Origin of the sequence: Streptomyces bacillaris (genome assembly GCF_003268675.1) — a bacterium.
GTDB classification, from domain to species: domain Bacteria; phylum Actinomycetota; class Actinomycetes; order Streptomycetales; family Streptomycetaceae; genus Streptomyces; species Streptomyces bacillaris.
Window position 1 is genome coordinate 7556731 of record NZ_CP029378.1, and the last position, 24648, is coordinate 7581378.

The window sequence follows — 24648 nt, forward strand, 5'->3', positions numbered from 1 at the left end:
CATGACCACCCTTGTCACGACCGGCCGCGTCCAGGTCCTCGGCGTACCGGGCGACCGCCCCGAGGAGGTCCTCACCCCCGAGGCCCTCGACTTCATCGCCCGGCTCGACGCGGCCTTCGCCGCCCGCCGCTTCGACCTGCTCACCGAGCGCCGCCGCCGCTCCGCCCTGCTGCGCGGCGGCACCCCGCTGGACTTCTCCCGCGCCACCAAGCCGATCCGCACCGACCCCGACTGGCAGGTGGCCCGCCCCGCCCCCGGCCTCACCGACCGGCGGGTGGAGATCACCGGCCCGCCCGAGCGGCGGATGGCGGTCAACGCCCTCAACTCCGGGGCCCAGGTGTGGATGGCGGACTTCGAGGACGCCACCTCGCCCACCTGGGAGAACATCGTCCAGGGCCAGCTGACCCTGATCGACGCCATCGACCGGCGCATCGACTTCACCAGCGAGGCAGGCAAGGAGTACCGGCTCACCGACCGGCCCGCCACCATCATGGTCCGGCCGCGCGGCTGGCACCTCACCGAGAAGCACCTCGTCATCGACGACCGGCCCGTCCCGGCCGCCCTCGTCGACTTCGGGCTCTACTTCTTCCACTGCGCCCGGCGCCAGATCGACGCGGGCAGCGGACCGTACTTCTACCTCCCCAAGCTGGAGAACCGGTATGAGGCCCGCCTCTGGAACGACGTCTTCCTGCTGGCCCAGGACCTGCTGGACATCCCCCGGGGCACCATCCGCGCCACCGTCCTCATCGAGACGATCACCGCCGCGTTCGAAATGGAGGAGATCCTCTACGAACTGCGCGACCACAGCGCCGGCCTCAACGCGGGCCGCTGGGACTACCTCTTCAGCCTGATCAAGAACTTCGCGCACCGCCCCGACTTCGTCCTCCCCGACCGGGCCACGGTCACCATGACCGCCCCCTTCCTGCGCGCCTACACCGAACTCCTGGTGCGCACCTGCCACAAGCGCGGCGCACACGCCATCGGTGGCATGGCCGCCCAGATCCCCGGCGGCGGTACGGAGGCCCTGGAAGCGGCGCTGGCCAAGGTGCGGCTCGACAAGGAGCGCGAGGCCGAGGACGGCTTCGACGGCTCCTGGGTGGCCCACCCCGGCCTGGTCGCGGTCTGCCGGGCCGCCTTCGACGGGGTCCTCGGGGAACGGCCGCACCAGCTGGAACGCACCCGCGACGACGTCCATGTCACCGCCGAGGAACTGGTCGCCGTACGACGTACCGCAGGGCGTCCGACCCCGGAGGGCGTACGCGACAACATCGCCGTCACCCTGCGCTACTACGACGCCTGGCTGGGCGGCCAGGGAGCCGTCGCCCTCAACGGCCTGATGGAGGACACGGCGACCGCCGAGATCGCCCGGGTCCAGATCTGGCAGTGGCTCAAGCACCGTACGGTCGCCCGGGAGACGGTGGAGCGCCACTTCGAGGAGGAGCTGGCCGCGCTCGGCGCCACCTACCCCTGGGCCCGCCTCGACCAGGTCCGCGACCTCTTCGAACGTACCGCCCTCGCCAAGGAGCTGCCCGCCTTCTTCACCACGGAGGCGTACGCCCGCCACCTCGTCGGCCGCCCGGCGGTGCGGGCATGAGCGCGCGCGCCGCTCGTATCACCAAGGTCGGAGTCGTCGGCGGCGGCCAGATGGGGGCCGGGATCGCCGAGGTCTGCGCCCGGGCCGGGGTGGACACCATGGTCTGCGAGGCGGACGCCACCGCAGCCGACCGGGCCCGCGAGCGGGTCGCGGTCTCCCTCGAACGAGCCGTCCAGCGCGGCAAGCTGGACCGGCTGAGCGCCGAGGACGCCCTCGGCCGGCTGACCTTCACCGGTGATCTCGACGCCCTGGCCGACCGCCGGCTCGTCGTGGAGGCCGTCGTCGAGAACGCCGGGGCCAAGACGGAGGTCTTCACCGCCCTCGACAAGATCGTCGAGGACCCGGGGGCCATTCTGGCCACCAACACCTCCGCCATCCCCGTCATGCGCCTCGGCATGGCCACCCACCGCGCCGACCACGTCCTGGGCCTGCACTTCTTCAACCCGGTCCCCGTGCTCCCGCTGGTGGAGGTCGTCCCCTCCCTGCACACCGCGCCCGCCACCGTCGCGGCGGCGGAGGAGTTCGTGACCTCCGTGCTCGGCAAGACCGTGGTCCGCTCCCAGGACCGGTCCGGCTTCGTCGTCAACGCGCTGCTGATCCCGTACCTCCTCTCCGCGATCCGCATGGCCGAGTCCGGCTACGCGACCGCCGCCGACGTCGACGCCGGGATGGAGCTGGGCTGCGCCCACCCGATGGGCCCGCTCAAGCTGGCGGACCTGATCGGACTGGACACGGTGGCCTCCATCGCCGTATCGCTGTACGAGGAGTTCAAGGAACCGCTCTACGCCCCGCCGCCGCTGCTCCAGCGGATGGTGGAGGCGGGGCTGCTCGGCCGGAAGACCGGCCGCGGGTTCCACACGTACGACCGGGGCTGAGGGGCCCGGGTCCGGGCCGCGGTTGAGGGACCGCGTCCGGTGCCGAGAGCGGGGTGCGGAGCAGTTGACTGTGCTGCTTCCCACCCCGCTGCGGTGTGTTTCCGCCACTCCCGCCGCTGCGGTCGTGGCTTGGTCCAGACCTCTTGACCGAAGGTCTGGACCATTCTACGGTTTGGCAGGGTCACGACATAGGGCGGGGCCGGGCGAACCTTTCGTCCGGCCGGCGGCGGACCCGGGCAGGAAGGACATACGGATCATGAGCCGTACCTCACGACTGCTGGGCCTCGGGCTGGCCGCGGCGCTCGTCGTACCGATGCTGGTAGGAGCCGCCCCGGCGAAGACCGCCGAGACTCCCTCGAAGGCTGCTGCCGCCGAGACCTGTGCGGTCAAGTCCAAGCCCACGGGCAAGGTGCTCCACGGGTACTGGGAGAACTGGGACGGCGCCGCCAACGGCGTGCACCCGCCGCTCGGCTGGATCCCCATCACGGACTCCCGTATCACCCAGCACGGCTACAACGTCATCAACGCGGCCTTCCCCGTGATCCGCTCCGACGGCACCGTCCTCTGGGAGGACGGCATGGACAACACCGTCAAGGTCGCCACCCCTGCGGAGATGTGCCAGGCCAAGGCCTCCGGGCTCACCCTCCTCATGTCGATCGGCGGGGCGACCGCCGGGATCGACCTCAGCTCCAGCGCGGTCGCGGACCGGTTCGTCGCGACCGTCGTCCCGATCCTGAAGAAGTACAACTTCGACGGCATCGACATCGACATCGAGACCGGCCTCGTCGGCACCGGCAACATCAACCAGCTCTCCCCGTCGCAGGCCAACCTCATCCGCATCATCGACGGGGTCCTCGCCGCCATGCCCTCGAACTTCGGCCTCACCATGGCCCCCGAGACGGCGTACGTCACCGGCGGCAGCGTGGTCTACGGCTCGATCTGGGGCGCGTACCTGCCCGTCATCAAGAAGTACGCCGACAACGGCCGGCTCTGGTGGCTGAACATGCAGTACTACAACGGCAGCATGTACGGCTGCTCCGGTGACTCCTACAGCGCCGGTACGGTCGCCGGCTTCGTCGCCCAGACGGACTGCCTCAACCGGGGGCTCGTCATCCAGGGCACCACCATCAAGGTCCCCTACGACAAGCAGGTCCCCGGCCTGCCCGCCCAGCCCGGCGCGGGCGGCGGCCATATGTCGCCCTCCCTCGTCTCCCAGGCCTGGAACCACTACAACGGCTCCCTCAAGGGCCTGATGACCTGGTCCATCAACTGGGACGGCTCCCGGAACTGGACCTTCGGCGACAACGTCAAGGTGCTCCAGGGCCGTTGACCCCCGCACTCCCCGCCGTGCCGCGCCCCCGGTCCACCCCGGCCGGGGGCGCGGTGCGTCCGGCCGCGACGCCGCCCCCGTACGGAGGCGGACCCGTCGCACACCCGGGCGGGGCAAGGGGACAGAATCGGGTACGGATCGGGGCGATCGCCCACCCCGGGACGACGGCCCGCACCCCAGGGCCGACGACGACGAAGACGCAAGAGGAGACCCGATGGCGCACGCACGGGCCGGGCAGCCGGCACAGTCCACGGACCTGGTCGACGTGGCTCGGCTGGTGACGGCCTATTACGCCCTCCACCCCGACCCGGCCGAACCCGCCCAGCGGGTCGCCTTCGGCACCTCGGGCCACCGCGGCTCCGCGCTCGCGGCGGCGTTCAACGACGACCACATCGCCGCCACCACCCAGGCGATCTGCGACTACCGGGCCCGCCAGGGCACCGACGGACCGCTCTTCCTGGGCGCCGACACCCACGCCCTCTCCGAGCCCGCCCGGACCACCGCCCTGGAGGTCCTGGCCGCCAACGGGGCCACCGTCCTCATCGACAGCGAGGACGGCTACACCCCGACGCCCGCCGTCTCGCACGCCATCCTCACGTACAACCACGGGCGCACCGAGCACCTGGCCGACGGCATCGTGGTCACCCCGTCGCACAACCCGCCCGCCGACGGCGGCTTCAAGTACAACCCGCCGAACGGCGGACCGGCCGCCTCCGACGCCACCTCCTGGATCCAGGACCGGGCCAACGCCCTGATCGAGGCGGGGCTCGACGGGGTCCGTCGCATCCCGTACGCCCGCGCCCTGGCCGCCGACACCACCCACCGGCACGACTTCCTGACCGCGTACGTCGACGACCTTCCCTCCGTCCTGAACCTGGACGCCGTACGGGAGGCGGGCATCCGGATCGGCGCCGACCCGCTCGGCGGCGCCTCCGTCGCGTACTGGGGGCGCATCGCGGAGCGCCACCGGCTCGACCTCACCGTGGTCAACCCGCTGGCCGACCCCACCTGGCGGTTCATGACGCTGGACTGGGACGGCAAGATCCGCATGGACTGCTCGTCCCCGCACGCCATGGCCTCGCTCATCGAGCAGCGCGACGCGTACACCATCGCCACCGGCAACGACGCCGACGCCGACCGGCACGGCATCGTCACCCCCGACGGCGGCCTGATGAACCCCAACCACTACCTGGCCACCGCCATCGACTACCTCTACACCCACCGCGAGTCCTGGCCCGCCGGGACGGGCATCGGCAAGACGCTGGTCTCCTCCTCGATGATCGACCGGGTCGCCCAGGACCTCGGCCGCACCCTGGTGGAGGTCCCGGTCGGCTTCAAGTGGTTCGTCGACGGGCTGTACGACGGCAGCCTCGGCTTCGGCGGCGAGGAGTCGGCCGGCGCCTCCTTCCTCCGCCGCGACGGCCGGGTCTGGACCACCGACAAGGACGGCATCCTGCTGGCCCTCCTCGCCGCCGAGATCACCGCCGTCACCGGCTCCACCCCCTCCCAGCGGTACGCCCAGCTCACCGCCCGCTTCGGAGACCCCGCCTACGCCCGCGTCGACGCCCCCGCCACCCGCGAGGAGAAGGCGGTCCTCGCCAAACTCTCCCCGCAGCAGGTCAAGGCCGACACCCTGGCCGGCGAACGCATCACCGCCGTCCTCACCGAGGCGCCCGGCAACGGGGCGGCGATCGGCGGCCTCAAGGTCTGCACCGACAGCGCCTGGTTCGCCGCCCGCCCCTCGGGCACGGAGGACGTCTACAAGGTGTACGCGGAGAGCTTCCAGGGCCCCGACCACCTCGCCCGGGTCCAGGAGGAGGCCCGCGCCCTGGTCTCCGAGGCGCTGGACGGCGCCTGATCCGGCAGGCGGCCCCCATGCGTGCGTGAACGAAGAGAGGGTGGTGCGGACCCGGTACTGCCGGGTCCGCACCACCCTCTCGAGAACTGCCTGCTGCCGCCGTCCGCTCAGGCGGTGACGCCGAGCAGTGGCGCCCAGGCCTCCAGGGCCGGCTTCTCCGCGAGGTCGGCGAAGGCCACCTCGATTCCGTGGTCGCGGCGCCAGGCCGCCGTCAGGGACATCAGACGGACGGAGTCGAGCCCGTAGTCGACGAGGTTCTCGTCGAGCGGGATCTCCTCCGGCTCCTCGCCGAGGATGTCGGCGACATCGGCGCGCAACTGTTCCAGCGTCAGGGCCACAGCGGTCACTTTCCTTCGAAGACGGCTCGGGTGGTGGTGACGACGGCGCACTTGCCGGCCGCCCAGCGCAGCGCCATCGCGTGGTCGTCGGCCGAGAAGTCTGCCACGGCGTCGGCCACGACGAACGCCTGGATGTCCTGCATCCAGGCGTCGCACGCGGTCATCAGGACGCCGATGTGGGCGTAGACGCCGGTGATGACGATCTGGTCGCGGCCCTGCTCGCGCAGCCGCTCCAGCAGATCGGTGCGGACGAAGCCGCTGTACTTCCACTTGGTGAGGACGGTGTCGTCCGCGTCGGGGGCGACCTCGTCCGCGATGGCCGCCAGGTGCTTGTCGGCGGGCAGGCCGGGGCCCCAGAAGTCCTGCTGGAGCCCGCGCTCCTCGGGGCTCTGGCCGCCGGGCTGCGCGGTGTAGAGGACGGGGACGCCCAGGCGTGCCGCGTCCTTCTTCAACTCGGCCACGTGTGACAGGAGTTCGGGTACGGGGGCGGCCTGGCGGTCGTACGCCGTCAGGAAGTAGTTCTGCAGGTCGTGGACGAGCAGCACCGCGCGGGCCGGGTCGACGGTCCAGTCGACCCGGTTGGCGGGCAGCTCGTCCGCGGCCGGCATGGGGTAGGGCGTGATGGCGGGCAGGGCCATGGTGGAGAGGGTTCCGTTCGAAAGGTGCGGGAGGCGGGCGGGAGGGGACGTCAGAGGGACGGGGAGGCGGTGCGGGCGGCGGCGTTGCGCAGGTCCTTCTTGGAGACCTTGCCCACCCCGGTCTGCGGGAACGCGTCCACGAACTCGACCCTGTCCGGCACCTTGAAGGCGGCCAGCCCCCTCTCCCGCACGAACCGTTTGATGGCCACGGCCTTCAGCGGTCCGGCGCCCGAGCGCAGGATCACGTACGCGCAGACGCGCTCGCCCAGATACGGGTCCGGCTCGGCCACCACATTGGCGTCGTGCACGGCCGGGTGGGCGAGGATGTGGTTCTCCACCTCCTCGGCGGCGACCTTCTCACCGCCCCGGTTGATCTGGTCCTTGGCGCGCCCCTCCACCACGATGTGCCCGGTCTCGGTGACCCGGACGACATCGCCCGTGCGGTAGAAGCCGTCCTCGGTGAACGAACGGGCGTTGTGCTCGGGGGCGTTCCAGTAGCCGCGGATCGTGTACGGGCCCCGGGTCAGCAGGTGGCCCGTCTCACCGGGAGCCACCTCCCGGTCCTCGTCGTCGACGACCAGGATCTCGTCGTCCGGCGAGATGGGCAGGCCCTGTGTGGTGACGATGGTCTCCACCGGGTCGTCCAGCCGGGTGTAGTTGACCAGCCCCTCGGCCATTCCGAAGACCTGCTGGAGCGTGCAGCCGAGCGCGGGGCGGACCCGGCGGGCGGCCTCCTCGCTGAACTTGGCGCCGCCCACGAGCAGCACGTCCAGGGAGCTGAGGTCGTGCGCGGAGCCGGGCGCGGCCTCGGTCCACAGCAGCGCCAGCGGCGGCACCAGACCGGTGATGGTCACGCCCTCGCTCTCGATGAGCGGGAAGGCCACCTCGGGGGAGGGCTGCGGGCAGAGCACCACGCGCGCACCGGCGTACAGCATCCCGAGCGAACCGGGGGAGGAGAGCGGGAAGTTGTGGGCGGCGGGCAGCACGCACAGGTAGACGCTGTTCTCGTCGACCCCGCAGATCTCGTTGGAGCCCCGGAGCGAGTAGATGTAGTCGTCGTGGGTGCGCGGGATCAGCTTCGGTACGCCGGTGCTGCCGCCGGAGAGCTGGAGGAAGGCCAGGTCGTCCGGGCGCGGCCCGCCGTAGCCGACCGGCTCCTCGGCCACCTCGGCCAGCGCCTCGAAGTCGCCCGGGTCGCCCTGGGCGACGAACACGTGCTTCAGCGTGGGCACGTGGGCGCGGGTCTTGGCCGCCAGCTCCCGGTAGTCGTAGCCGCCGTGCTCGGCCGCGATGACATAGGCGACGGCCTCGGTGAACTCGCAGAAGTAGGCGATCTCGGTCTCGCGGTGGGCCGGCAGCGCGAAGACGGGCAGCGCCCCGATCCGGAACAGGGCGAAGATCACCTCGAAGAACTCGGCGATGTTGGGGAGTTGGACCACCACCTTGTCGCCCTTGGCGATGCCGCGGGCGAGGAAGCCCGCCGCCAGCCGGTCGGCCCGCCGGTCGAGATCGGCGTAGGTCCACCGGCTCCCCGCCACCGGGTCGATGATCGCGACCCGGTCCGGGTGCTCCTCGGCGCGCTGCCGCAGCATCTCGCCGAAGGTCTCGCCACGCCACCAGCCGGCCGCCCGGTACCTCTCGGCGAACTCGGCGGGCCAGGTGGGAGCGGCTTGCGTACTCACAGCTCGGCTCCCACGGCGCTCAGGAAGGTGCGGAACTTGGCGCCGGTCTCGGCGGTCTCCGCCTCGGGCTCGGACGCGGCCACGACGCCCGCGCCCGCGTAGAGGCGCAGGGTGCGCTCCTCGGCCTCGGCGCAGCGGATGGTGACGACCCATTCGCCGTCGCCCTCGGCGTTGCCCCAGCCGACGACTCCGGTGAAGAAGCCGCGGTCGAACGGCTCGGTCTCCGCGATGACCTGACGGGCCGTCTGCGTCGGCGTGCCGCACACGGCGGGCGTCGGGTGCAGGGCCATCGCCAGGTCCAGCGCCGAGGTGTCGGGGGAGGTGAGCGTGCCGGTGACCGTGGTCGACAGGTGCCACATGGTGGCGGTGCGGATCAGCGTCGGCCGGGCCGGGACGGTCATGTCGGTGCAGTGCGGGGCGAGCGCCTGGTGGACGGCGTCCACGACCACGGCGTGCTCGTGGAGGTCCTTGACCGACTCCAGCAGCGTCGCCGCCCGGCGGACGTCCTCGGCGAGGTCGTCGCTGCGCGGGGTGGACCCGGCGAGCGGGTTGGAGACGACCTGGTTGCCCCGGCGGGAGACCAGCAGTTCGGGGCTGGCGCCGATCAGGGTGCGCGCGGGGCCGGTCGGCAGCGCGAAGGTGTAGCCGGAGGGGTCGCGGCGGGCCAGGCGCTGGAGCATCGCGGGCAGGTCGAGCGGGGCGTCGGAGGTCAGCTCCAGGGTGCGGGCCAGCACCACCTTGCTGAACTCGCCGCGCCACATGCGGGCCACGGCGGCGGCGACGCCCTCGCCGTACACCTCGGGCTCGGGCACCGGCCGGATCCGCCAGTCCGCGGTGGCCGAGGAGCCCGCGGGCAGGGCGATGAGCGGGTCGGAGGCGAGCGGCGGGGCGGAGCGCACGGTGGCCGGTATGTGGAGCGCGGCCGGTGCCGTGTGGTCGAAGGGGATGGCGCCGATCACCACGGGCGACTCCTGGCCCACGGCGACGGCCTCGGCCAGGGCGGCGTCCACCCGCTCGGTCAAAGGTCTCTCGTCGTGCGGGACTTGGCGTCCCGCGCCCCGTGCGAGCAGCGTGCGCCCGGGGGTGGCGAGGAAGTGGTCGCCCGGTGCGTAGGCGTCCAGGAGGGAGGTGGCCGCTCCTACGGCGGGGTGGGCCGGATCGGCCGGGGGGACGTGCGTGGCGACCTGGGATGCCGTCGACACGGGGGACTCCATTCTCGATGGTCCCGTCAGCGGGTGCGGGGGGCTGGTGGGAGAAGTGACGTGGTACGGAGGGGTGGTGCGGGGCCGCCGGTCAGCGCAGGGTCGCGCCGCCGTCGACGTACAGCTCCTGGAGCGTGATGTGGCGGGCGCGGTCCGAGGCGAGGAACGCCACGGCCTGGGCGATGTCGGCGGGTTCGGCGATCCGGCCGAGCGGTATGCCGGTGCGGTACGTCGACGGGTCGCCGTCGATCACCCGCGCCTCGGCGCCCGGGTCGGTCCACAGGGCCCGCTGCATGGCGGTGTCGGTGGAGCCGGGGGCGACGACGTTGCAGCGTACGCCGCTGCGGGCGAGTTCGAGCCCCAGACACTTGGTGAACATGGCCGCGGCGGCCTTGGAGGCGGCGTAGGCGGCCATGCCGGTGCGCGGGATCCCGGCGGCGTTGGAGCCGACGGTGACGATGCAGCCGGTCTTCCGCGTCACCATGAGCGGGGCGACGGCCTGGGAGACCTGGAAGACACCGGTCGTGTTCACCGCGAAGGTGTCCGCCCAGTCCTGCGCGGAGAGCGTGGTCGCCGGGCCGGTGCGCAGGATGCCCGCGACGTTCACCAGAATGTCCACCGGCCCGAGTTGGTCCTCGACCCGTGCCACGGTGTTCTCCACCGCGACCCGGTCGGTGACGTCCATCACATACGGTTCCAGACGGCCGGCCGACCGCTCGCCCGCGGACAGTTTCTCCTGCCGCCGGGGCCAGTCGGCCGCCAGCGCCTCGATACTGTGTCCCGCGCGGTCGGTGGCGGCCACCTGGGCGCCGAGGTCGGCGAGCAGTTCGGCCACGGCGGCCCCGATGCCTTGTCCGGCACCGGTGACCAGGGCCGTGCGGCCCGCGAACTCGTCACTTCTGCCCGGTATGTGCTCAGGCATGAACGAACCTCCCCCTGGGTGTTAGGTAAGGGTAACCTAAATTGATTCGACCGCCCAGAAGGGTGTCGAGCCGTCGATATACGGTTAGGTTAGCCTCACCTTATGCAAACGCCGCACACGGGGACCCCGGCCTCGGCTCCCGAACATGACTCCTCGACCGTCCAGTTGGACGGAGAGGAGAGCGACCGGCAGGCGAAGACATCGCCCGCCAAAGCGGACGAACCCGCTCCGGCACCCGGCTCCAGACCCGGCCCCGTACCCGGTACGGAGACACCCGCGGCTGCCACGGAGACACCCGCGGGCACGGGGAAGGCCGTCGGCGCACCCGCGGCCGGCCGCCGCACGGTGGCGCTCGCCGTCGCCGGGCTCACCGCCGCCGTCCTGCTGCTCAGCGGCCTCTCCCTCGCCGTCGGGGCGGGCGAGGTCGGCGTCGGCGGGGTGCTCGACTATCTGCTCAACCGGGACGGGGCCCGCGCGGATGCCCGTCTCTCCCTGGTCGTCGGGGACCTGCGGCTCCCGCGCACCCTGACCGCCCTCCTCGTCGGCGCGGCCCTCGGCGTGGCCGGCTGTCTGCTCCAGGCGGTCACCCGCAACCCGCTCGCCGAGACCGGTCTGCTCGGCGTCAACGCGGGCGCCTCGCTCGGTGTCGTCGCCGGTATCGCGCTCCTCGGCTTCGATTCCGGTTACGCCTACCTGGTCTGCGCGTTCGTCGGCGCCGTGGTCGCCAGCGGCCTGGTCCTCCTCATCTCCGGACGGCGCGGCGGCGGCTCCCCTATGCGGCTCGTCCTCGCCGGTGCGGCGCTCGGCGCCACCTTCGGCGGGCTCACCAGCGTCATCGTCGTCAACTCCGCCGAGACCTACGACCGATTCCGCTTCTGGGTCCTCGGCTCCCTCGCCGGGGTCGAGGGCTTCGGTGAACTCGGCCGCCTGGCCCCCGTCCTCGCCGTCGGCTTCCTCGTCGCCCTGCTGGTGGCCCGGCCGCTCTCCGCCCTCGCGCTCGGTGACGACCTGGCCCGCAGCCTCGGCCACCGGCCCCCCGTGATCCGTACGGTCGTCGCCATCGGCGTCACCCTCCTCACCGCCTCCGCCGTCGCGCTCGCCGGGCCCATCTCCTTCCTCGGCCTCCTCGCCGGATTCCTGGCCCGCGCCATCGCCGGCACCCGGCTGGCCGCCCGCCTGCTGCTCGCCGGGCTCATCGGCGCCTGCGTGCTGGCCGTCTCCGACGTCGCCGCCCGCGTGGTCTCCCGGCCCTTCGAGGCGCCCGTCTCCGTGATCGTCGCCCTCATCGGCGCCCCCGTCCTCATCGCCATCGTCCGCTCCAGGCAACTGGCCTCGATGGGCATGACGGAACCGGCCACCGAGGAGCGCACCCCGGACCGCCCGCGCCGCTTCGCGTTCTCCCTGCCGCGCCCCAAGCCCCGTAAGCCCAAGGCCGTCCGGGTCCGCCCGCCGGACACCCTCGTCGTCCGCCGCGGCCCCCTCTCCGTCCTGCTCACCCGGCGCGCGGCCATCGCCGCCGTCGCGCTCGCCGGGGCCCTGGTGTGCGCGGTGGTCCTCTCCGCCTACGCGGGCCAGAGCGACATGGGCGTCGGCCGCACCTTCCGCGCGGTCTTCGGCCAGGGCGACCGCTTCGACGTACTGCTCGTCCAGAACTTCCGCCTCGGCCGCATCGTCGCCGGGCTCACCGCGGGCGCCGCCCTCGGCCTCGCGGGCTGCCTCACCCAGACCCTGGCCCGCAACCGCCTCGCCACCCCCGAACTCCTCGGCGTCAACGACGGGGCCACCGCCGCCGTCCTGCTCTCCGTCACCCTCAGCGCCACCGGCACGTTCGGCGCCTGGTGGGCCGGGCCGATCGGGGCCCTGGTCGCGGTCATCGTCGTCACCACCGTCTCGGGCGGTCTCGGCCAGCGCGGCTACCGCGTCCTCGTCGTCGGCCTCGCCATGTCCGCCCTGGCCTCCGCCATCACGCAGGTCGTCCTCTCCCGCCGCTCCCTCAGCTCCGCCAGCTCGCTGTACGTGTGGACCTCCGGCAGCCTCAACGGGCGCAGCTACTCCGTCGCCGTGCCCGTCCTCATCGGCCTCGCGATCCTCGTCCCCGTCAGCCTCGCCGTCGCCCGCCACCTGGCCGTCCTCCGCTTCGACGACGCCACCGCCTCCTCGCTCGGCTCGGCCCCCGGCCGGGTCCGCACCCTCGCCCTGCTGCTGGCCGTCGGCCTCGCCGGGCTCGCGGTCGGCATCTGCGGACCGGTCGGCTTCGTGGCGCTCGCCGCCCCCGTCATCGCCTCCCGGCTCGCCGGACCCCTGCGGGTCCCGCTCGTCGGCTCGATGCTCACCGGGGCCGTCCTCGTCGTCGCCGCCGACACCCTCGGCCGGATCGTCTTCGACGGCGTCGAACTCCCCGTCGGCATCGTCACCACCGTCCTCGGCGGCCCGTTCCTGCTCTGGGTGCTCCTCGGCCGCTCCGCCGCCACCCGCGTCTGAAAGGCGCCCCGCACATGACCTACCCACCGCGCCGCAACCCGCCCGCCCCCGCGGGACCGACCGGATCCGAGGTGACCGCCGTGCGAAGTCCCGTGCTGCGTACGCTCGTCGAGGACGTACGAGCGGGCAAGCCCGGCGCCGAGGAGGCGTTCTGGGCGTACGTCTCCGAGACCGGCGCCCCCCTCGTCGAACCCGACCCGGAGGGCGAGGCCGACCACCGGCTGGTCACCTTCGTCCGCCGCGAGGACCCCGCCCGCCCCGCCACCCATGTCCTGGCCCTGGTCCACACGGTCACCGACAAGGACCGGCACGCCGGAGACCTCGCCCCGCACCTGATGGAGCGCGTCGAGGGCACCGGGGTCTGGGCCATCAGCCACCGGCTGCGCACCGACCACCGCGCCTCCTACCAGTTCCACGCCAGCGGCGGCACCCGCGAGGACGCCGTCCGCGCCGACCGGGCCTCCTGGCTGCGGGTGCTCGACCACGCCGAACCCGACCCGCTCAACACCGGGGCCCCGCTGCCCTCCCGGGACGGCCGCAACCCCGCCTCCGTACTCGAACTCCCCGAAGCACCCGACCAGTCACGCATCCGGCGCCGCGACGGCGTGGCGCGCGGCACCACGCTCGACACCGAGGTCGACGGCCGCCGCATCACGGTCCACCTCCCGTCGGGCCACCGGCCGGACGGCGGCCCGTACGCGCTCGCGGTGCTCCTGGACGGCGAGATGTGGGGGCCGGTCCTCGGCGTCGGTGACATCGTCGACAACCTCCACGCCGACGGCGAACTCCCGCCCACCGTCACGGTCCTGGTCGACACCATGGGCCGTCGCATGAAGGACCTCGCGTGCAGCGGCCCGTTCGTCGACTGGCTGGCCGACACCCTGCTGCCCTGGACGGAGCAGGAGTACGGGGCCGGGGCCGACCCGGCCCGTACGGTGATCGCCGGGCAGAGCGCGGGCGGCCTCACCGCCGCCTTCGCCGCCTTCCGCCGCCCCGAGCGGTTCGGCCTCGCGCTCTCCCAGTCCGGCTCCTTCTGGTGGCCCGACGACGACCGCGGGGGCGAATGGCTCACCCGCCAGTACGCCTGGGGCGAGCGCCGGCCCGTCACCCTCCACCTGGAGGTGGGCCACCAGGAGTGGATGCTCCTGGCGGAGAACCGCCGCTTCCGCAACATCCTGCGGGCCCGTGGCTACGACGTGCGCTACCGGGAGTTCAACGGCGGCCACGACTACGCCTGCTGGCGCGGCGGCCTCGCGGACGGCCTGGCCGCGCTGCTCGGCGGCCGCTGACCCGCCCCCGTACAACCCGCTCTCCGGACGCATACGGAAAGGGGTGGGGCGGCATCCCCCTCCGGATGCCGCCCCGCCCCTTTCCGTATGCACTCAGCTCTTGCGAGCCTCGTGCGCTCTCAGCCCTTGACGGCCGGAGCCTCGTCCGCCGCCAGGCCCTCGCCCGGCGGCGGCGCGTCCTCGTCGTCGAACGGCGGTGGCTGCGGAGCCTCACGTGGCAGCCGCAGCGCCATCACCGCCCCGAGCGCGACGAGCCCCGCCGTGACCCAGACCGCCGTGCGGTACGGGCCCGGGTCGGCGGCGGCCTCCGTCACGTGGCCGCCGCCGATCACCGCCGCACAGGCGGCGATGCCCAGCGCCCCGCCGAGGGTGCGGACGATCTGGAACAGGCCCATCGCCTGCCCCATGTCCGCGGGCCCGATCGACTCGAAGCCGGAGATCTGCACGGTGAGCACCGCCGTCCCCAGCACCAGGCCGATCAGGAACATCAGCCCGCGCACGCTCCACGCGTTCTCCGCCACGCCGGGAATCGCCAGCGTGGCGAAGACGGCCGCTGCGACCAGCAGCGCCGGGACGGTCAGCAGCCGGGGGCCGAGCCGGGGGAGCAGCCGGTCCACCACCTGCGAGGCCAGCATCAGCCCCACCGCCTCCGGGAAGACGCTCAGCCCGGCGTCCAGCGCCGAGGCGCCCAGGCTCGCCTGGTAGAGCAGCGGGAAGACGAACAGCACCCCCATCAGCCCGGCAGCCGTGACCCCGGCCAGCGCGGACGCCGACCCGTACACCCGGTCCGCGAGCAGCCGCAGCTTCAGCAGCGGCGTCTTCGCCCGCACCTGGTGCAGCACCGCCGCCAGCAGCAGGACCGAGCCGAGGGCCGCGCTGACGGCGACGGCGGGCCGGGTCCAGCCCTGGGACGGGCCGAAGCCGAGCGCGTACGTCAGCAGCCCCAGCGCCGGAGTGGCCAGCCAGAAGCCGACCGTGTCGAACTTCCCCTCCGGGCCCTCGACATGCTCGCGCAGCCCGAAGACGCCCAGCAGCACCGCCGCCGTGCCGATCGGCACGTTCACGAAGAACAGCCAGTGCCAGGAGAGGTGTTCGGTGAGCAGCCCGCCCAGCGGCGGACCGAGCGCGGGCATCAGCGCCGTCGGCACGATCAGCACCTTGGCCAGCTTCATCCGCTCGTGCGGCGGGAACGCCCGGAACAGCAGCGTCATCCCGACCGGCGTCAACAGCCCACCGGCCAGGCCCTGTACGGCCCTGGCGACGACGAGCGTGTCGAGATCGGGCGCCAGACCGCAGACCGCCGAGGCGATCGTGAACGCGGTCAGCGCGCCGAGGAACACCCGCTTCGTCCCGAACCGGTCGCCCAGCCACCCCGCCACCGGCAGCCCCACCGCGAGCGCGACCAGGAAGGCCGTCTCCACGGTGTTGGCGGCCGACAGCGGGCGGCCGAAGTCGCCCGCGATCGTGTAGAGCGCCGGGTTCACGATCGTCGAGTCCAGGCCGTTCATGCACATGGCGGCCGTGTAGACGAGGACGACGGCGACCCGGGGACGTATCCGGGGCCGGATCAGCAGCCCGCTCACCGGGCGGCGAGGGGGCCGGACCAGTGGGCGCCGATCCAGTCCAGCGCCTCCTGGCGGGCGCACGGGCCGTGCGCCGTCGACCAGCCGGCGGGCACCGCCGCGAAGAGCGGCCACAGCGAGTGCTGGCCCTCGTCGTTGGTCAGGACGAGGAACTCCCCGTCCGCGTCGAAGGGGTTGGCGGGTGCGTCACTCATCGGTGTCACTTCTCCAGCTCGGTCAGTCGGTCGGCGACCACGCGCGCGATGTGCGCGATCGGTTCGGGCAGGGTCATGTCCTTGTGCGAGCAGGCGACGTTCGTGTTGTCGATGCGCCCGCTCACGTACGGGGTCCAGGTCTCCGGCGTCAGGGTGTCGTCGATGGTGTCCACCGTGGCCCGGAAGAACAGCACATCGCCCTGGAACACCCGGTGGTCGTAGGCGCGTACGAGGTCGTTGGTGTTGAGGTACACCTCGCCCAGCGCCTCGATCTTCGCGGCGGAGAGCGCGGCCAGCGGGGAGCCCTCGCGGCGCAGCACCTCCACCACGTTGGCCGTCGTCAGCTCCTTGTCGCCGAGGCTCTCGGGGCCGTAACCGCCCATGGTGAGCAGCGATTCGAGCGCCTCCGCCTGATCGGGCACCGGCAGGTCCCGGAACCCCTCGGCGGGGTACGCGTCCAGGATCGCCAGCAACTCGACCTCCTGGCCCGCCTCCTGGAGCACCGCCGCGATGGCGTGGGCGATGATCCCGCCGGTCGACCAGCCGAGCAGCCGGTAGGGCCCCTCGGGCTGTACCTCGCGGATCCGGGAGGCGTAGTGGGCGGCCAGCTCCTCCAGTGTGGTCGGCAGCGGCTCGTCCGCCGTCGCCTCACCGACGCCCTGCGCCTGGAGCCCGTAGATCGGCACATCCGCCGGGAGATGGCGGATCAGCCCCGCGTAGCACCAGCTCAGACCACCGGCCGGGTGCACGCAGTGGACGGGCGCCCGGTCGCCGGGGCGGGCCGGGCGCAGCGGCAGCAGGACGTCCAGCGGATCGTCCTCGCGCGAGACGTCCAGCGCCGCGTCGAGCGCGGCCGGGGTCGGCGCCTGGAAGACCGTGCCGATCGACACCTCGATGCCGAACGCCGACCTGATCCGGCCCGCGAGCCGCACCGCCAGCAGCGAATGGCCGCCCAGGTCGAAGAAGTTGTCCTCCACCCCGGCTGCCGGCAGCCCCAGCACCTCCGCGAAGATCGAGCAGAGCTGCTCCTCGCGGACCGTGCGCGGCGCCCGGCCGCCCCCGCCCACCGGAACCCCCGGCGCGGGCAGCGCCTTGCGGTCCAGCTTCCCGTTGCCGGTCAGCGGCAGCCGCTCCAGCACCACCACGGCCGAGGGCACCATGTGCACCGGCAGCGTGGCGGCCGCGTGCTCGCGCAACGCCGCCGGGACCGGCTCGGAGCCGGGCGCGGGAACCACGTAACCGACCAGCCGCTTGTCGCCCGGGACGTCCTCTCGGACCACGACCGCCACATCCGCGACCTCGGGGTGCGCGGCCAGCACGGCCTCGATCTCGCCCGGTTCGACGCGGAACCCGCGGATCTTCACCTGCTGGTCGCCCCGGCCGAAGTACTCCAGCGCCCCGTCGGTCCGCCGCCGGGCCAGGTCGCCGGAGCGGTACATCCGAGTGCCGCTCTCCCCGAAGAGATGCGCGAACGGGTCCGCGACGAACCTCCCCGCCGTGAGGTCGGGCCGTCCCAGATAACCGAGCGCCACGCCCTGACCGGCGACGTACATCTCACCGGTCACCCCGGGCGGCACCGGCTGGAGCCGGTCGTCCAGCACATAGACCCGCAGGTCGGGGATGTTGACCCCGATGGTGCTGGAGACCGCCGAGGCGGCCGTCGCCCGGTCGAGCGCCAGGTAGGAGACATGGACCGTGGTCTCGGTGATGCCGTACATGTTGACCAGCGTCGGCGCGTTCTCGCCGTGCCGGGTGTACCAGTCCGCGAGCCGCCCCAGCTCCAGCGCCTCCCCGCCGAACACCACGTACCGCAGGGCCAGTTCGTGCCCCGGTGCCTCCCGGTCGGCGGCGGCCAGCTGGTAGAAGGCGGACGGCGTCTGGTTGAGGACCGTCACCTGCTCGTCGGCCAACAGCCGCAGGAACGCCTGCGGGTCACGGCTCGTCAGATGCGGGACGACGACGACCCGGCCGCCGTAGAGCAGCGCGCCCCACAGCTCCCAGACCGAGAAGTCGAAGGCGTAGGAGTGGAACAGCGTCCACACGTCCTCGGGGCCGAAGGCGAACCAGTGCTCGGTCGCCGTCATCAGCCGCGTCACATTGTGCTGCGTGACGACGACGCCCTTGGGGCGGCCGGTGGAACCCGAGGTGTAGATGACGTACGCCGGGTCCTGCGGGCTCAGCGGCCGCGTCCGGTCCGACTGGCTCAGCGGCCCGTCGGGGAAGCCCGCCGCCTCGTCCACCGTGATCAGCGGCAGGTCGTGCGCGGGCAGTCGGTCCGCCGTCGCCGCGTCGGTGATCAGCGCGGCCGGCCGGGCGTCCGCCAGCATGTACGCCAGCCGGTCCGCCGGGTAGTCCGGGTCCATCGGCAGATACGCGGCCCCCGACAGCGACACCGCCAGCAGCCCCGCCACCAGGTCCAGCGAGCGCGGCAGAGCCAGCGCCACGATGGAGCCGGGGCCGATGTCACGGGCCGCCAGCAGCCGCGCCAACGACTGGGCACGGGAGGAAAGTTGAGCGTACGTCAGTGAATCGCCCGCACAGCTCACGGCCACCCGCTCCGGGTGACGGCGGGCCGCCACCTCGTAGACCTCCGCGAGCGTCAGCGGCACCGGCCGGTCGGCGGGCACGCCGTTGGCCTCGACCAGGGCGCGGTGCACCTCGTCCGCACCGAGCACCGGCAGCAGCCCCACCGGGGTCTCCGGCTCCGTGGCGGCGGCGGTCAGCAGCCGGGCCAGCCGGTCCGCGAGCGCCTGGGCGGTCGTTCGGTCGAAGAGGTCCGTGCGGAACTCCAGGAACCCGGCGATCCCGCCCCCGGCCAGCTCGCCCGCGTTCAGCGTCAGATCGAACTTGGCGGTGCCCGACGGTACGGCGGCGAGCCGCGCGGTGGCGTCCGGGCCGAAGGCGGCGGGGCCGTCCGCGATCGACTGCCAGGCCAGCATCACCTGGAACAGCGGGTGCCGGGCCAGCGAGCGCGGCGGGTTCAGCGCTTCAACCAGGTGGTCGAAGGGGAGCGCGTCGTGCTCGTAGGCAGCGAGCGTCGTGGCCCGCACCCGGTCCAGCAGGACCCCGAAGCCGGGGTCGCCGGAGGTGTCGGTGCGCAGCACCACGGTGTTGGTGAAGAAGCCGACGAGCCCGGCCGTGGTGTCGTCGTCGCGCCCCGCCACGGGGGTGCCGAGGGGGATGTCGGTGCCGCAGCCGTGCCGGGTCAGCACGGCGGCGAGACCGGCCTGGACGGTCATGAAGACCGTCGCCCCGTGCTCCCGGGCCAGCCGGCGCAGCGCCTCGTGGGTGGCCGCGTCGAGCGCGAACGGCACGGTGTCACCGGCCGAGGTGGCCACGGGCGGGCGGGGCCGGTCGGTGGGCAGCTCCAGCTGGTCCGGCAGCCCGGCCAGTGCCTCCCGCCAGTGGGCGAGCTGCGCCTCGGCCAGCGGGGTCGGCTCGGCGGGGGAGCCCAGGACCTCCTGGAGCCGGGCGGCGTGGTCGACGTACTGCCCGGTCAGCGGCGTGAACTCCGGCGCGCCGCCCGCGAGACGGGCGGTGTAGGCGGTGGCCAGGTCGCGGGCCAGGGGAGTGGTGGAGGCGCCGTCGCCCGCGATGTGGTGGAGCAGCAGGAGCAGGGTGTGGTGGTCGGGCCCGTCGCTGAAGAGGACCGTGCGCAGCGGCGGCTCGGCGGCCAGGTCGAAGCAGTACCGCACGGCCTCGGTGAGGTCGCTGCCGGGCTCCGCGAGGCGCAGCACCGGGCGGGCCGCCTCATGGCCCGGCGGAAGGATCACCTGGTGGGGGGTGCCGTCGCCGTCGGCTCCGGACCCGTTGTCAGTGGGCGGATATACCGTTCTGAGTGTCTCGTGACGGTCCACCAGATCGTGCAGGGCGAGCTGGAGGGCGTCCCGGTCGAGAGGGCCGTTGACGCTGAGCACGAGTGGGATGTTGTAGGTCGGGCTGGGCCCTTCGAGGCGGTGGAGGAACCACAGCCGCTGCTGGGCCGGGGAGAGCGGGAGGGGACCGGTGCGGGGCACGGGGGAGAGCGGTACGGACGCGGTGGCCGCGCCACTGCGGGTGCGCACCTGCGCGGCGACGGCCGCGGGGGAGGAGTGGCGGAAGACGTCGGCTATGGAGAACGGGACGCCGAAGTGCTCGCGGACGCGGGCGGCCAGCCGGGCGGCGAGCAGGGAGTGCCCGCCGAGGTCCAGGAAGCCCGCGTCGGCGGCCGGGGGCTCCGCGATACCGAGCACGTCGGCGTAGAGCCCGCGCACGATCTCGGTGTGCGGCCCGCTCTCGCCGACGACCTCCGCGCCGATGGCGGCGGAGAGCGGTTCGGGGTCGGGCAGGGCGCGGTGGTCCAGCTTGTCGTTGGCGGTCCGGGGGAGGGCGTCCAGCAGCGTCACGGTCGCGGGGACCATGTGCTCGGGCAGCGCGGCGGCCAGGTGGTCGCGCAGGGCGTTCGGAGTGGGGGCCGTGTCGCCCTTCTCCGGGACGGCGTAGGCGAGGAGGCGCTTGCCGTGCCCGGTCTCCCGGGCGATGACGGCGGCGGCCGCGACCTGCGGGTGGGCGGCCAGCCGGGCCTGGATCTCCCCGAGTTCGATGCGGAAGCCGCGGATCTTGACCTGGTCGTCGCTGCGGCCGAGGAACTCCAGGGTGTGGTCCTCGCGGCGGCGCACCAGGTCCCCGGTGCGGTACATCCGGCCGCCGGGGGTGCCGTGGAGCGCGCCGAACGGGTCCGCGACGAACCGCTCGGCGGTCAGGTCGGGGCGGCCCAGGTAGCCGAGGGCCAGGCAGGGCCCGGCGACGTACAGCTCACCGGTCACCCCGGCGGGCACGGGACGCAGGGAGGAGTCCAGGACATAGACCCGCGATCCCCGCACGGGTCTGCCCTCGGGCCGGTCGGCGGACTCGCCGGGCAGCCAGTAGTAGGCGTCGACGGTCGTCTCGGTGGGGCCGTAGAGGTTGACCGGGTGGACGTCCTCGGCGGCGGTCAGCCGCTCCCAGAGGGCCAGGGGTACGGCCTCGCCGCCGACGACCACATGGGCGGGGTGGTGGCGCCCCTCGTCCAGCAGGCCTTCGGCGATGAGCGCTTCGGCGTAGGAGGGGGTGACGTCGAGATAGTCGACACGGTGGCTGTCGACGTACGCGGACAGGACCGCGGGGTCCCGGTAGGCGGCGTCGTCCAGCAGATGCAGCTCATGGCCGTGGACCATCCACAGCAGCGGGTCCCAGGAGGCGTCGAAGGCGAACGAGGCGCTGTGCGCGACCCGCAGCCGCTCCCGGCCGGTGCGGGCGACGGCCGGGGCGATGTGGTCGGTGAGGTGGCCGACGCCGAGGTTGGCCAGGGCGGCGTGGCCGACGAGGACGCCCTTGGGGCGGCCGGTGGAGCCGGAGGTGTGGATGAGATAGGCGGGGTCCGCGGGCGCGGGCCCGGTGGCGGGCGGGCCGTCCGGGCAGGCGGCCAGCGCCTCGGCCGTGGCGGGCTCGTCGAGCGCCACCGTGGCCACGCCGTGCGGCGGGAGCGCGGCCAGGGTCTCGGCCGTGCCGATGACGGCGACGGGCCGGGCGTCCTCCAGGACGGCCAGTGTCCGGGCGGCGGGGTGGCCGAGGTCCAGCGGCTGGCAGACCAGGCCCGCCTTGAGCACGGCGAGCAGGGCCACCACCATGTCGGCGGTGCGGGGCAGCGCGAGCGCCACCGTGGCACCGGTCCGCGCCTGACCCGCTCCGGGCGTCCCGAGCCCGGCCAGCAGGTGGGCCAGCCGGTCGGAGGCGGCGTCCAGCTCGGCGTAGGTGAGGGCGGTCCCGGCCGCGTCCGTCTCCGGGAGCGCCCCCCGGAACGTGCCCGCGAGGGTGGAGCGTACGGCGACGGCTCCGGGCGTCAGCGCGGCCTGCGCGGTGAACGTCTGCGGGAACGTCAGGACGGGGGCCGGCTCGGTGCGGCCCGCCGTGGCCTCGCGCACCTCGTCGTCGGTGAGCAGGTCCACCGAGGCGACGGGCCGGTCCGGGTCGGTGAGCAGCAGCTCGGTCAGGCCGTCGAGGTAGCGCAGCCAGGACCGTTCGTGGGCGGCGAGGTCCGCTTCGCCGTACGCGGCCGGGTTGGCGTCCAGCGTCAGCCGCAGGCCACCGTCGGGCCCCGGGGCCGCGCCGACCGCCAGGCTCTCCACGGGCCCCGCGGCGAGGTTGCGTACGGTGCCGGGGAGCCCGGCGAAGTCCAGGGCGGTGTCGAAGGCCTTGATGTTGACCATCGGGCCGGTCAGCGGGGCGTCGGCCGACTCCAGGGCCAGATCGCGGCGCAGGTCGGCCTGCGGGTAGCGCTGGCGGCGGCGGACCTCGCGGATCTCCAGCACGATCCGGCGCAGCAGCTCGGCGCCGGTGTCCTGCGGGCGTACGGCGATGCGCAGCGGCAGGACGTTCACCGCCATGGCCGGGGTGCGCAGGGCGGCCGGGCCGCGCCGGTTGGTGAGCGGCAGGCCCAGCACCACGTCCTCGGTGCCGGTGAGCCGGTGCAGATGCCCGGCGGTGGCGGCGACGATCAGCTCGGCCCAGGTCGCCCTGGCGGCCCGGGCCGCCTCGGAGAGCCGGTCGAGGGTGCTCGCGGGGAGGTCGGTGATCCGGTGGAGGAGTGCGCCGCCGGCCGGGGCCTCGGGGTTCACGGGTGCGGCCTCGGGGGCGTACCCGGCCATCCGCCCGGCCCAGAAGGCGCGGTCCGCCGCGTACTCCTCGCCGGACAGATACGCCGTCTCGTCGTCGGTCAGCTCGCTCAGCGGGGCGAACCGGCCCTCGGGCGCGGGCTCCTGGGTGACGGCGGCCGTGTACAGCTCGGCGACCCGCTGCCCGATGAGCGAGAGGGCGTAGGCGTCGACGGCTATGTGGTGGACCCGCTGGTACCACCAGTGGCGGTCCTCGCCCACGTGGATCAGCGCCTGGGTCATCAGCCCGTCGGCGGAGGCGAGGTCCACCGGCCGGGCCAGGTCCTCCCGCATCCAGGCCTCGGCCCGCTCCGGCGTCAGGTCGAGCCGGTGGACGACGGGTTCGCCGTGGACGACGTGCTGCACCGGGGTGCCGTCCGCCTCGGAGATCCGCAGGGCCAGCGTGTCCGCCTCGCCCACCGTCCGCACCAGGGCCTCGGTGAACAGGTCGGCGTCGAGCGGCCCGGCGATCTCCACGCAGTCGGCCGTGTTCAGCTCCGTGCCGAGCGGGGCCAGTTGGTGCGCGTAGTAGATCCCCGACTGGGAGGTCAGGAGGGGCAGCGCTCGGGAGGGAGGGCCGCCGGGGTGCGCTGCCGAAGAGCTGGTCGGGCGGTTCGGACGCTCATGCATGTGTGTGACGACTCCCCTGAAGGACAACGGACACCGGGCCACCAGGCTCCCCGGTACGCACTTAGGTAAGGCTAAGTTAACCTATTTCCGACAGTGCAGGCGACCGTCCCCGGACGGTCCGGAACGCCAGGAGAACCCATGACCGCAGCCGGAACCGACCCCTCCGCGCCGCAGGCCGACGAGAGGGCCGACGAACGGCTGGACGCCCTGAAAGCGGCCGTCCGGGACACGGTCATGAAGAACGCCGAGGCGCTGGTCGCCCTCAGCCGGCGCATCCACGCCGACCCCGAGACGGCCTTCGAGGAGCACCGCTCCGCCGCGCTCTGCGCCCAGCTCCTGGCCGCGCGCGGCTTCGAGGTCACCGCGCCCGCCCACGGCCTGGAGACGGCCTTCCGGGCCACCATCGGCTCGGGCCCCGTCACCGTCGCCATCGCCTGCGAGTACGACGCGCTGCCCGGCCTCGGCCACGCCTGCGGCCACAACCTCATAGCCGCCGCCGGGGTCGGCGCCGCCCTCGGCCTCGCCCCGTACGCGGACGAACTCGGCCTGACCGTCCGGGTGATCGGCACCCCCGCCGAGGAGCGCGGCGCGGGCAAGGCGCTGCTCCTGGAGGCCGGGGCGTTCGACGGCGTGGACGCCGCGATGATGGTCCACCCCTGCCCCTTCGAGCTGGCCGACTTCCGTTCGTTCGCCCTCGGCACCCTGGACGTCACCTACACCGGCCGCTCCGCCCACCCCAGCCTCAACCCGCACGAGGGCCGCAACGCCGCCGACGCGCTCACGGTCGCCCAGGTCGCCCTGGGGCTGCTGCGCCAGCAACTGCCGCCCCAGTGGCGGGTGCACGGCATCACCACGGCGGCCGGGACCTCGCCCAACGTGATACCCGAGCGGGCCACCGCCACCTACGAGATCCGCGCGCTGGCCGCCGAGGACCTGCGCGAGCTGCGGCAGCGCGTCGAGGACTGCTTCCGGGCCGGTGCGCTCGCCACAGGGTGCGAAGTGACCCTGGAGCAGCCGGAGCCCGACTACCTCGACTTCCGGGGCGACGCAGAGCTGCTGCGGCTCTGGACCGCCAACGCCCGGGTGCTCGGCCGCGCCGAGTCCGTGGAACGCCCGCCCTTCGCCTGTACGGACATGGGCAACGTCTCGCACGTGGTGCCGTCCATCCACCCGGTCCTCGACATCAGCGGTGGGGCCTGCGGCCCGCACGAGCTCGAGTTCGTCGCCGCCGCGGTCTCCCCGGCGGCCGAACAGGCCCTGCTGGACGGTGCGGTGGGGATGGCCTGGACGGCGGCGGACCTCGCGGCGGCCCGTACGGCAGGTGCGGCGGGCGCGGAAGCCGCCCCCACCGTCTGATCCCC

15 protein-coding genes are annotated in these 24648 nt (G+C 73.5%); 7 read left to right on the forward strand and 8 right to left on the reverse strand.

Annotated features, from left to right (window positions below; genetic code table 11):
• Position 1: 1 nt before the first annotated feature.
• The 4 genes from aceB (at position 2) to pgm (ending at position 5657) form a co-directional block, all read left to right on the forward strand.
• Complete coding sequence (aceB, locus tag DJ476_RS32980; RefSeq protein ID WP_112492230.1) at positions 2–1594, forward strand: malate synthase A; 1593 nt, start codon at positions 2–4, stop codon at positions 1592–1594.
• A complete protein-coding gene (locus DJ476_RS32985) occupies positions 1591–2469 on the forward strand; it encodes a 3-hydroxybutyryl-CoA dehydrogenase (RefSeq protein ID WP_112492231.1) in 879 nt (292 codons plus the stop codon). Before aceB ends, DJ476_RS32985 begins: the two co-directional genes overlap by 4 nt.
• Positions 2470–2725: 256 nt before the next feature.
• Positions 2726–3799 (forward strand): chitinase, encoded by a 1074-nt coding sequence (locus DJ476_RS32990; protein WP_103416968.1) that lies wholly within the window; start codon positions 2726–2728, stop codon positions 3797–3799.
• A gap of 214 nt (positions 3800–4013) precedes the next feature.
• Complete coding sequence (pgm, locus tag DJ476_RS32995; protein WP_103416969.1) at positions 4014–5657, forward strand: phosphoglucomutase (alpha-D-glucose-1,6-bisphosphate-dependent); 1644 nt, start codon at positions 4014–4016, stop codon at positions 5655–5657.
• Between the two features lie 107 nt (positions 5658–5764).
• On the opposite strand, the gene DJ476_RS33000 is transcribed toward pgm, so the two are convergent.
• From DJ476_RS33000 to DJ476_RS33020, 5 genes are all read right to left on the reverse strand, one after another.
• Positions 5765–5995, reverse strand: a complete 231-nt coding sequence (locus DJ476_RS33000) for a phosphopantetheine-binding protein (protein ID WP_029394738.1) — start codon at positions 5993–5995, stop codon at positions 5765–5767.
• A 5-nt stretch (positions 5996–6000) separates the two neighbouring features.
• On the reverse strand, positions 6001–6633 hold the full coding sequence (locus DJ476_RS33005) for an isochorismatase family protein (RefSeq protein ID WP_103416970.1): 633 nt from the start codon (positions 6631–6633) through the stop codon (positions 6001–6003).
• A gap of 50 nt (positions 6634–6683) precedes the next feature.
• Positions 6684–8315, reverse strand: a complete 1632-nt coding sequence (locus DJ476_RS33010) for a (2,3-dihydroxybenzoyl)adenylate synthase (protein ID WP_112492232.1) — start codon at positions 8313–8315, stop codon at positions 6684–6686.
• Positions 8312–9517 carry an isochorismate synthase DhbC gene (gene dhbC / locus DJ476_RS33015; protein ID WP_112492233.1) on the reverse strand — a complete coding sequence of 402 codons (1206 nt, stop codon included), beginning with the start codon at positions 9515–9517 and terminating at the stop codon, positions 8312–8314. Before dhbC ends, DJ476_RS33010 begins: the two co-directional genes overlap by 4 nt.
• Before the next feature lie 91 nt (positions 9518–9608).
• On the reverse strand, positions 9609–10439 hold the full coding sequence (locus DJ476_RS33020; RefSeq protein WP_103416973.1) for a 2,3-dihydro-2,3-dihydroxybenzoate dehydrogenase: 831 nt from the start codon (positions 10437–10439) through the stop codon (positions 9609–9611).
• Positions 10440–10541: 102 nt separating this feature from the next.
• On the opposite strand from DJ476_RS33020, the gene fhuB reads away from it, so the two are divergent.
• Together fhuB and fes are read left to right on the forward strand one after the other, a co-directional pair.
• A complete protein-coding gene (gene fhuB, locus DJ476_RS33025) occupies positions 10542–12920 on the forward strand; it encodes a Fe(3+)-hydroxamate ABC transporter permease FhuB (protein WP_208853556.1) in 2379 nt (792 codons plus the stop codon).
• Between the two features lie 14 nt (positions 12921–12934).
• The gene (fes, locus tag DJ476_RS33030; RefSeq protein ID WP_112492235.1) at positions 12935–14209 is read left to right on the forward strand and encodes an enterochelin esterase; all 1275 of its coding nucleotides are present in this window, start codon (positions 12935–12937) and stop codon (positions 14207–14209) included.
• 119 nt (positions 14210–14328) lie between these two features.
• On the opposite strand, the gene DJ476_RS33035 is transcribed toward fes, so the two are convergent.
• The 3 genes from DJ476_RS33035 to DJ476_RS33045 are packed head-to-tail and all read right to left on the reverse strand — an operon-like array spanning position 14329 to position 23287.
• Positions 14329–15792 (reverse strand): DHA2 family efflux MFS transporter permease subunit, encoded by a 1464-nt coding sequence (locus DJ476_RS33035; RefSeq protein ID WP_103416976.1) that lies wholly within the window; start codon positions 15790–15792, stop codon positions 14329–14331.
• The gene (locus DJ476_RS33040; protein ID WP_018491180.1) at positions 15789–15986 is read right to left on the reverse strand and encodes an MbtH family protein; all 198 of its coding nucleotides are present in this window, start codon (positions 15984–15986) and stop codon (positions 15789–15791) included. The genes DJ476_RS33035 and DJ476_RS33040 overlap by 4 nt, the downstream gene beginning before the upstream one ends.
• A 5-nt stretch (positions 15987–15991) precedes the next feature.
• Positions 15992–23287 (reverse strand): amino acid adenylation domain-containing protein, encoded by a 7296-nt coding sequence (locus tag DJ476_RS33045; RefSeq protein ID WP_112492236.1) that lies wholly within the window; start codon positions 23285–23287, stop codon positions 15992–15994.
• A gap of 138 nt (positions 23288–23425) precedes the next feature.
• Between DJ476_RS33045 and DJ476_RS33050 the strand changes: the two genes are divergently transcribed.
• Complete coding sequence (locus DJ476_RS33050; RefSeq protein ID WP_112492237.1) at positions 23426–24643, forward strand: amidohydrolase; 1218 nt, start codon at positions 23426–23428, stop codon at positions 24641–24643.
• Positions 24644–24648 lie beyond the last annotated feature (5 nt).

Bases quoted from the DNA above. Each gene is read 5' to 3' on its own strand.
- aceB (WP_112492230.1), top strand. From the start codon at position 2: ATGACCACCCTTGTCACGACCGGCCGCGTCCAGGTCCTCGGCGTACCG.
- DJ476_RS32985 (WP_112492231.1), top strand. From the start codon at position 1,591: ATGAGCGCGCGCGCCGCTCGTATCACCAAGGTCGGAGTCGTCGGCGGC.
- DJ476_RS32990 (WP_103416968.1), top strand. From the start codon at position 2,726: ATGAGCCGTACCTCACGACTGCTGGGCCTCGGGCTGGCCGCGGCGCTC.
- pgm (WP_103416969.1), top strand. From the start codon at position 4,014: ATGGCGCACGCACGGGCCGGGCAGCCGGCACAGTCCACGGACCTGGTC.
- DJ476_RS33005 (WP_103416970.1), bottom strand. From the start codon at position 6,633: ATGGCCCTGCCCGCCATCACGCCCTACCCCATGCCGGCCGCGGACGAG.
- DJ476_RS33020 (WP_103416973.1), bottom strand. From the start codon at position 10,439: ATGCCTGAGCACATACCGGGCAGAAGTGACGAGTTCGCGGGCCGCACG.
- fhuB (WP_208853556.1), top strand. From the start codon at position 10,542: ATGCAAACGCCGCACACGGGGACCCCGGCCTCGGCTCCCGAACATGAC.
- fes (WP_112492235.1), top strand. From the start codon at position 12,935: ATGACCTACCCACCGCGCCGCAACCCGCCCGCCCCCGCGGGACCGACC.
- DJ476_RS33040 (WP_018491180.1), bottom strand. From the start codon at position 15,986: ATGAGTGACGCACCCGCCAACCCCTTCGACGCGGACGGGGAGTTCCTC.
- DJ476_RS33045 (WP_112492236.1), bottom strand. From the start codon at position 23,287: ATGCATGAGCGTCCGAACCGCCCGACCAGCTCTTCGGCAGCGCACCCC.
- DJ476_RS33050 (WP_112492237.1), top strand. From the start codon at position 23,426: ATGACCGCAGCCGGAACCGACCCCTCCGCGCCGCAGGCCGACGAGAGG.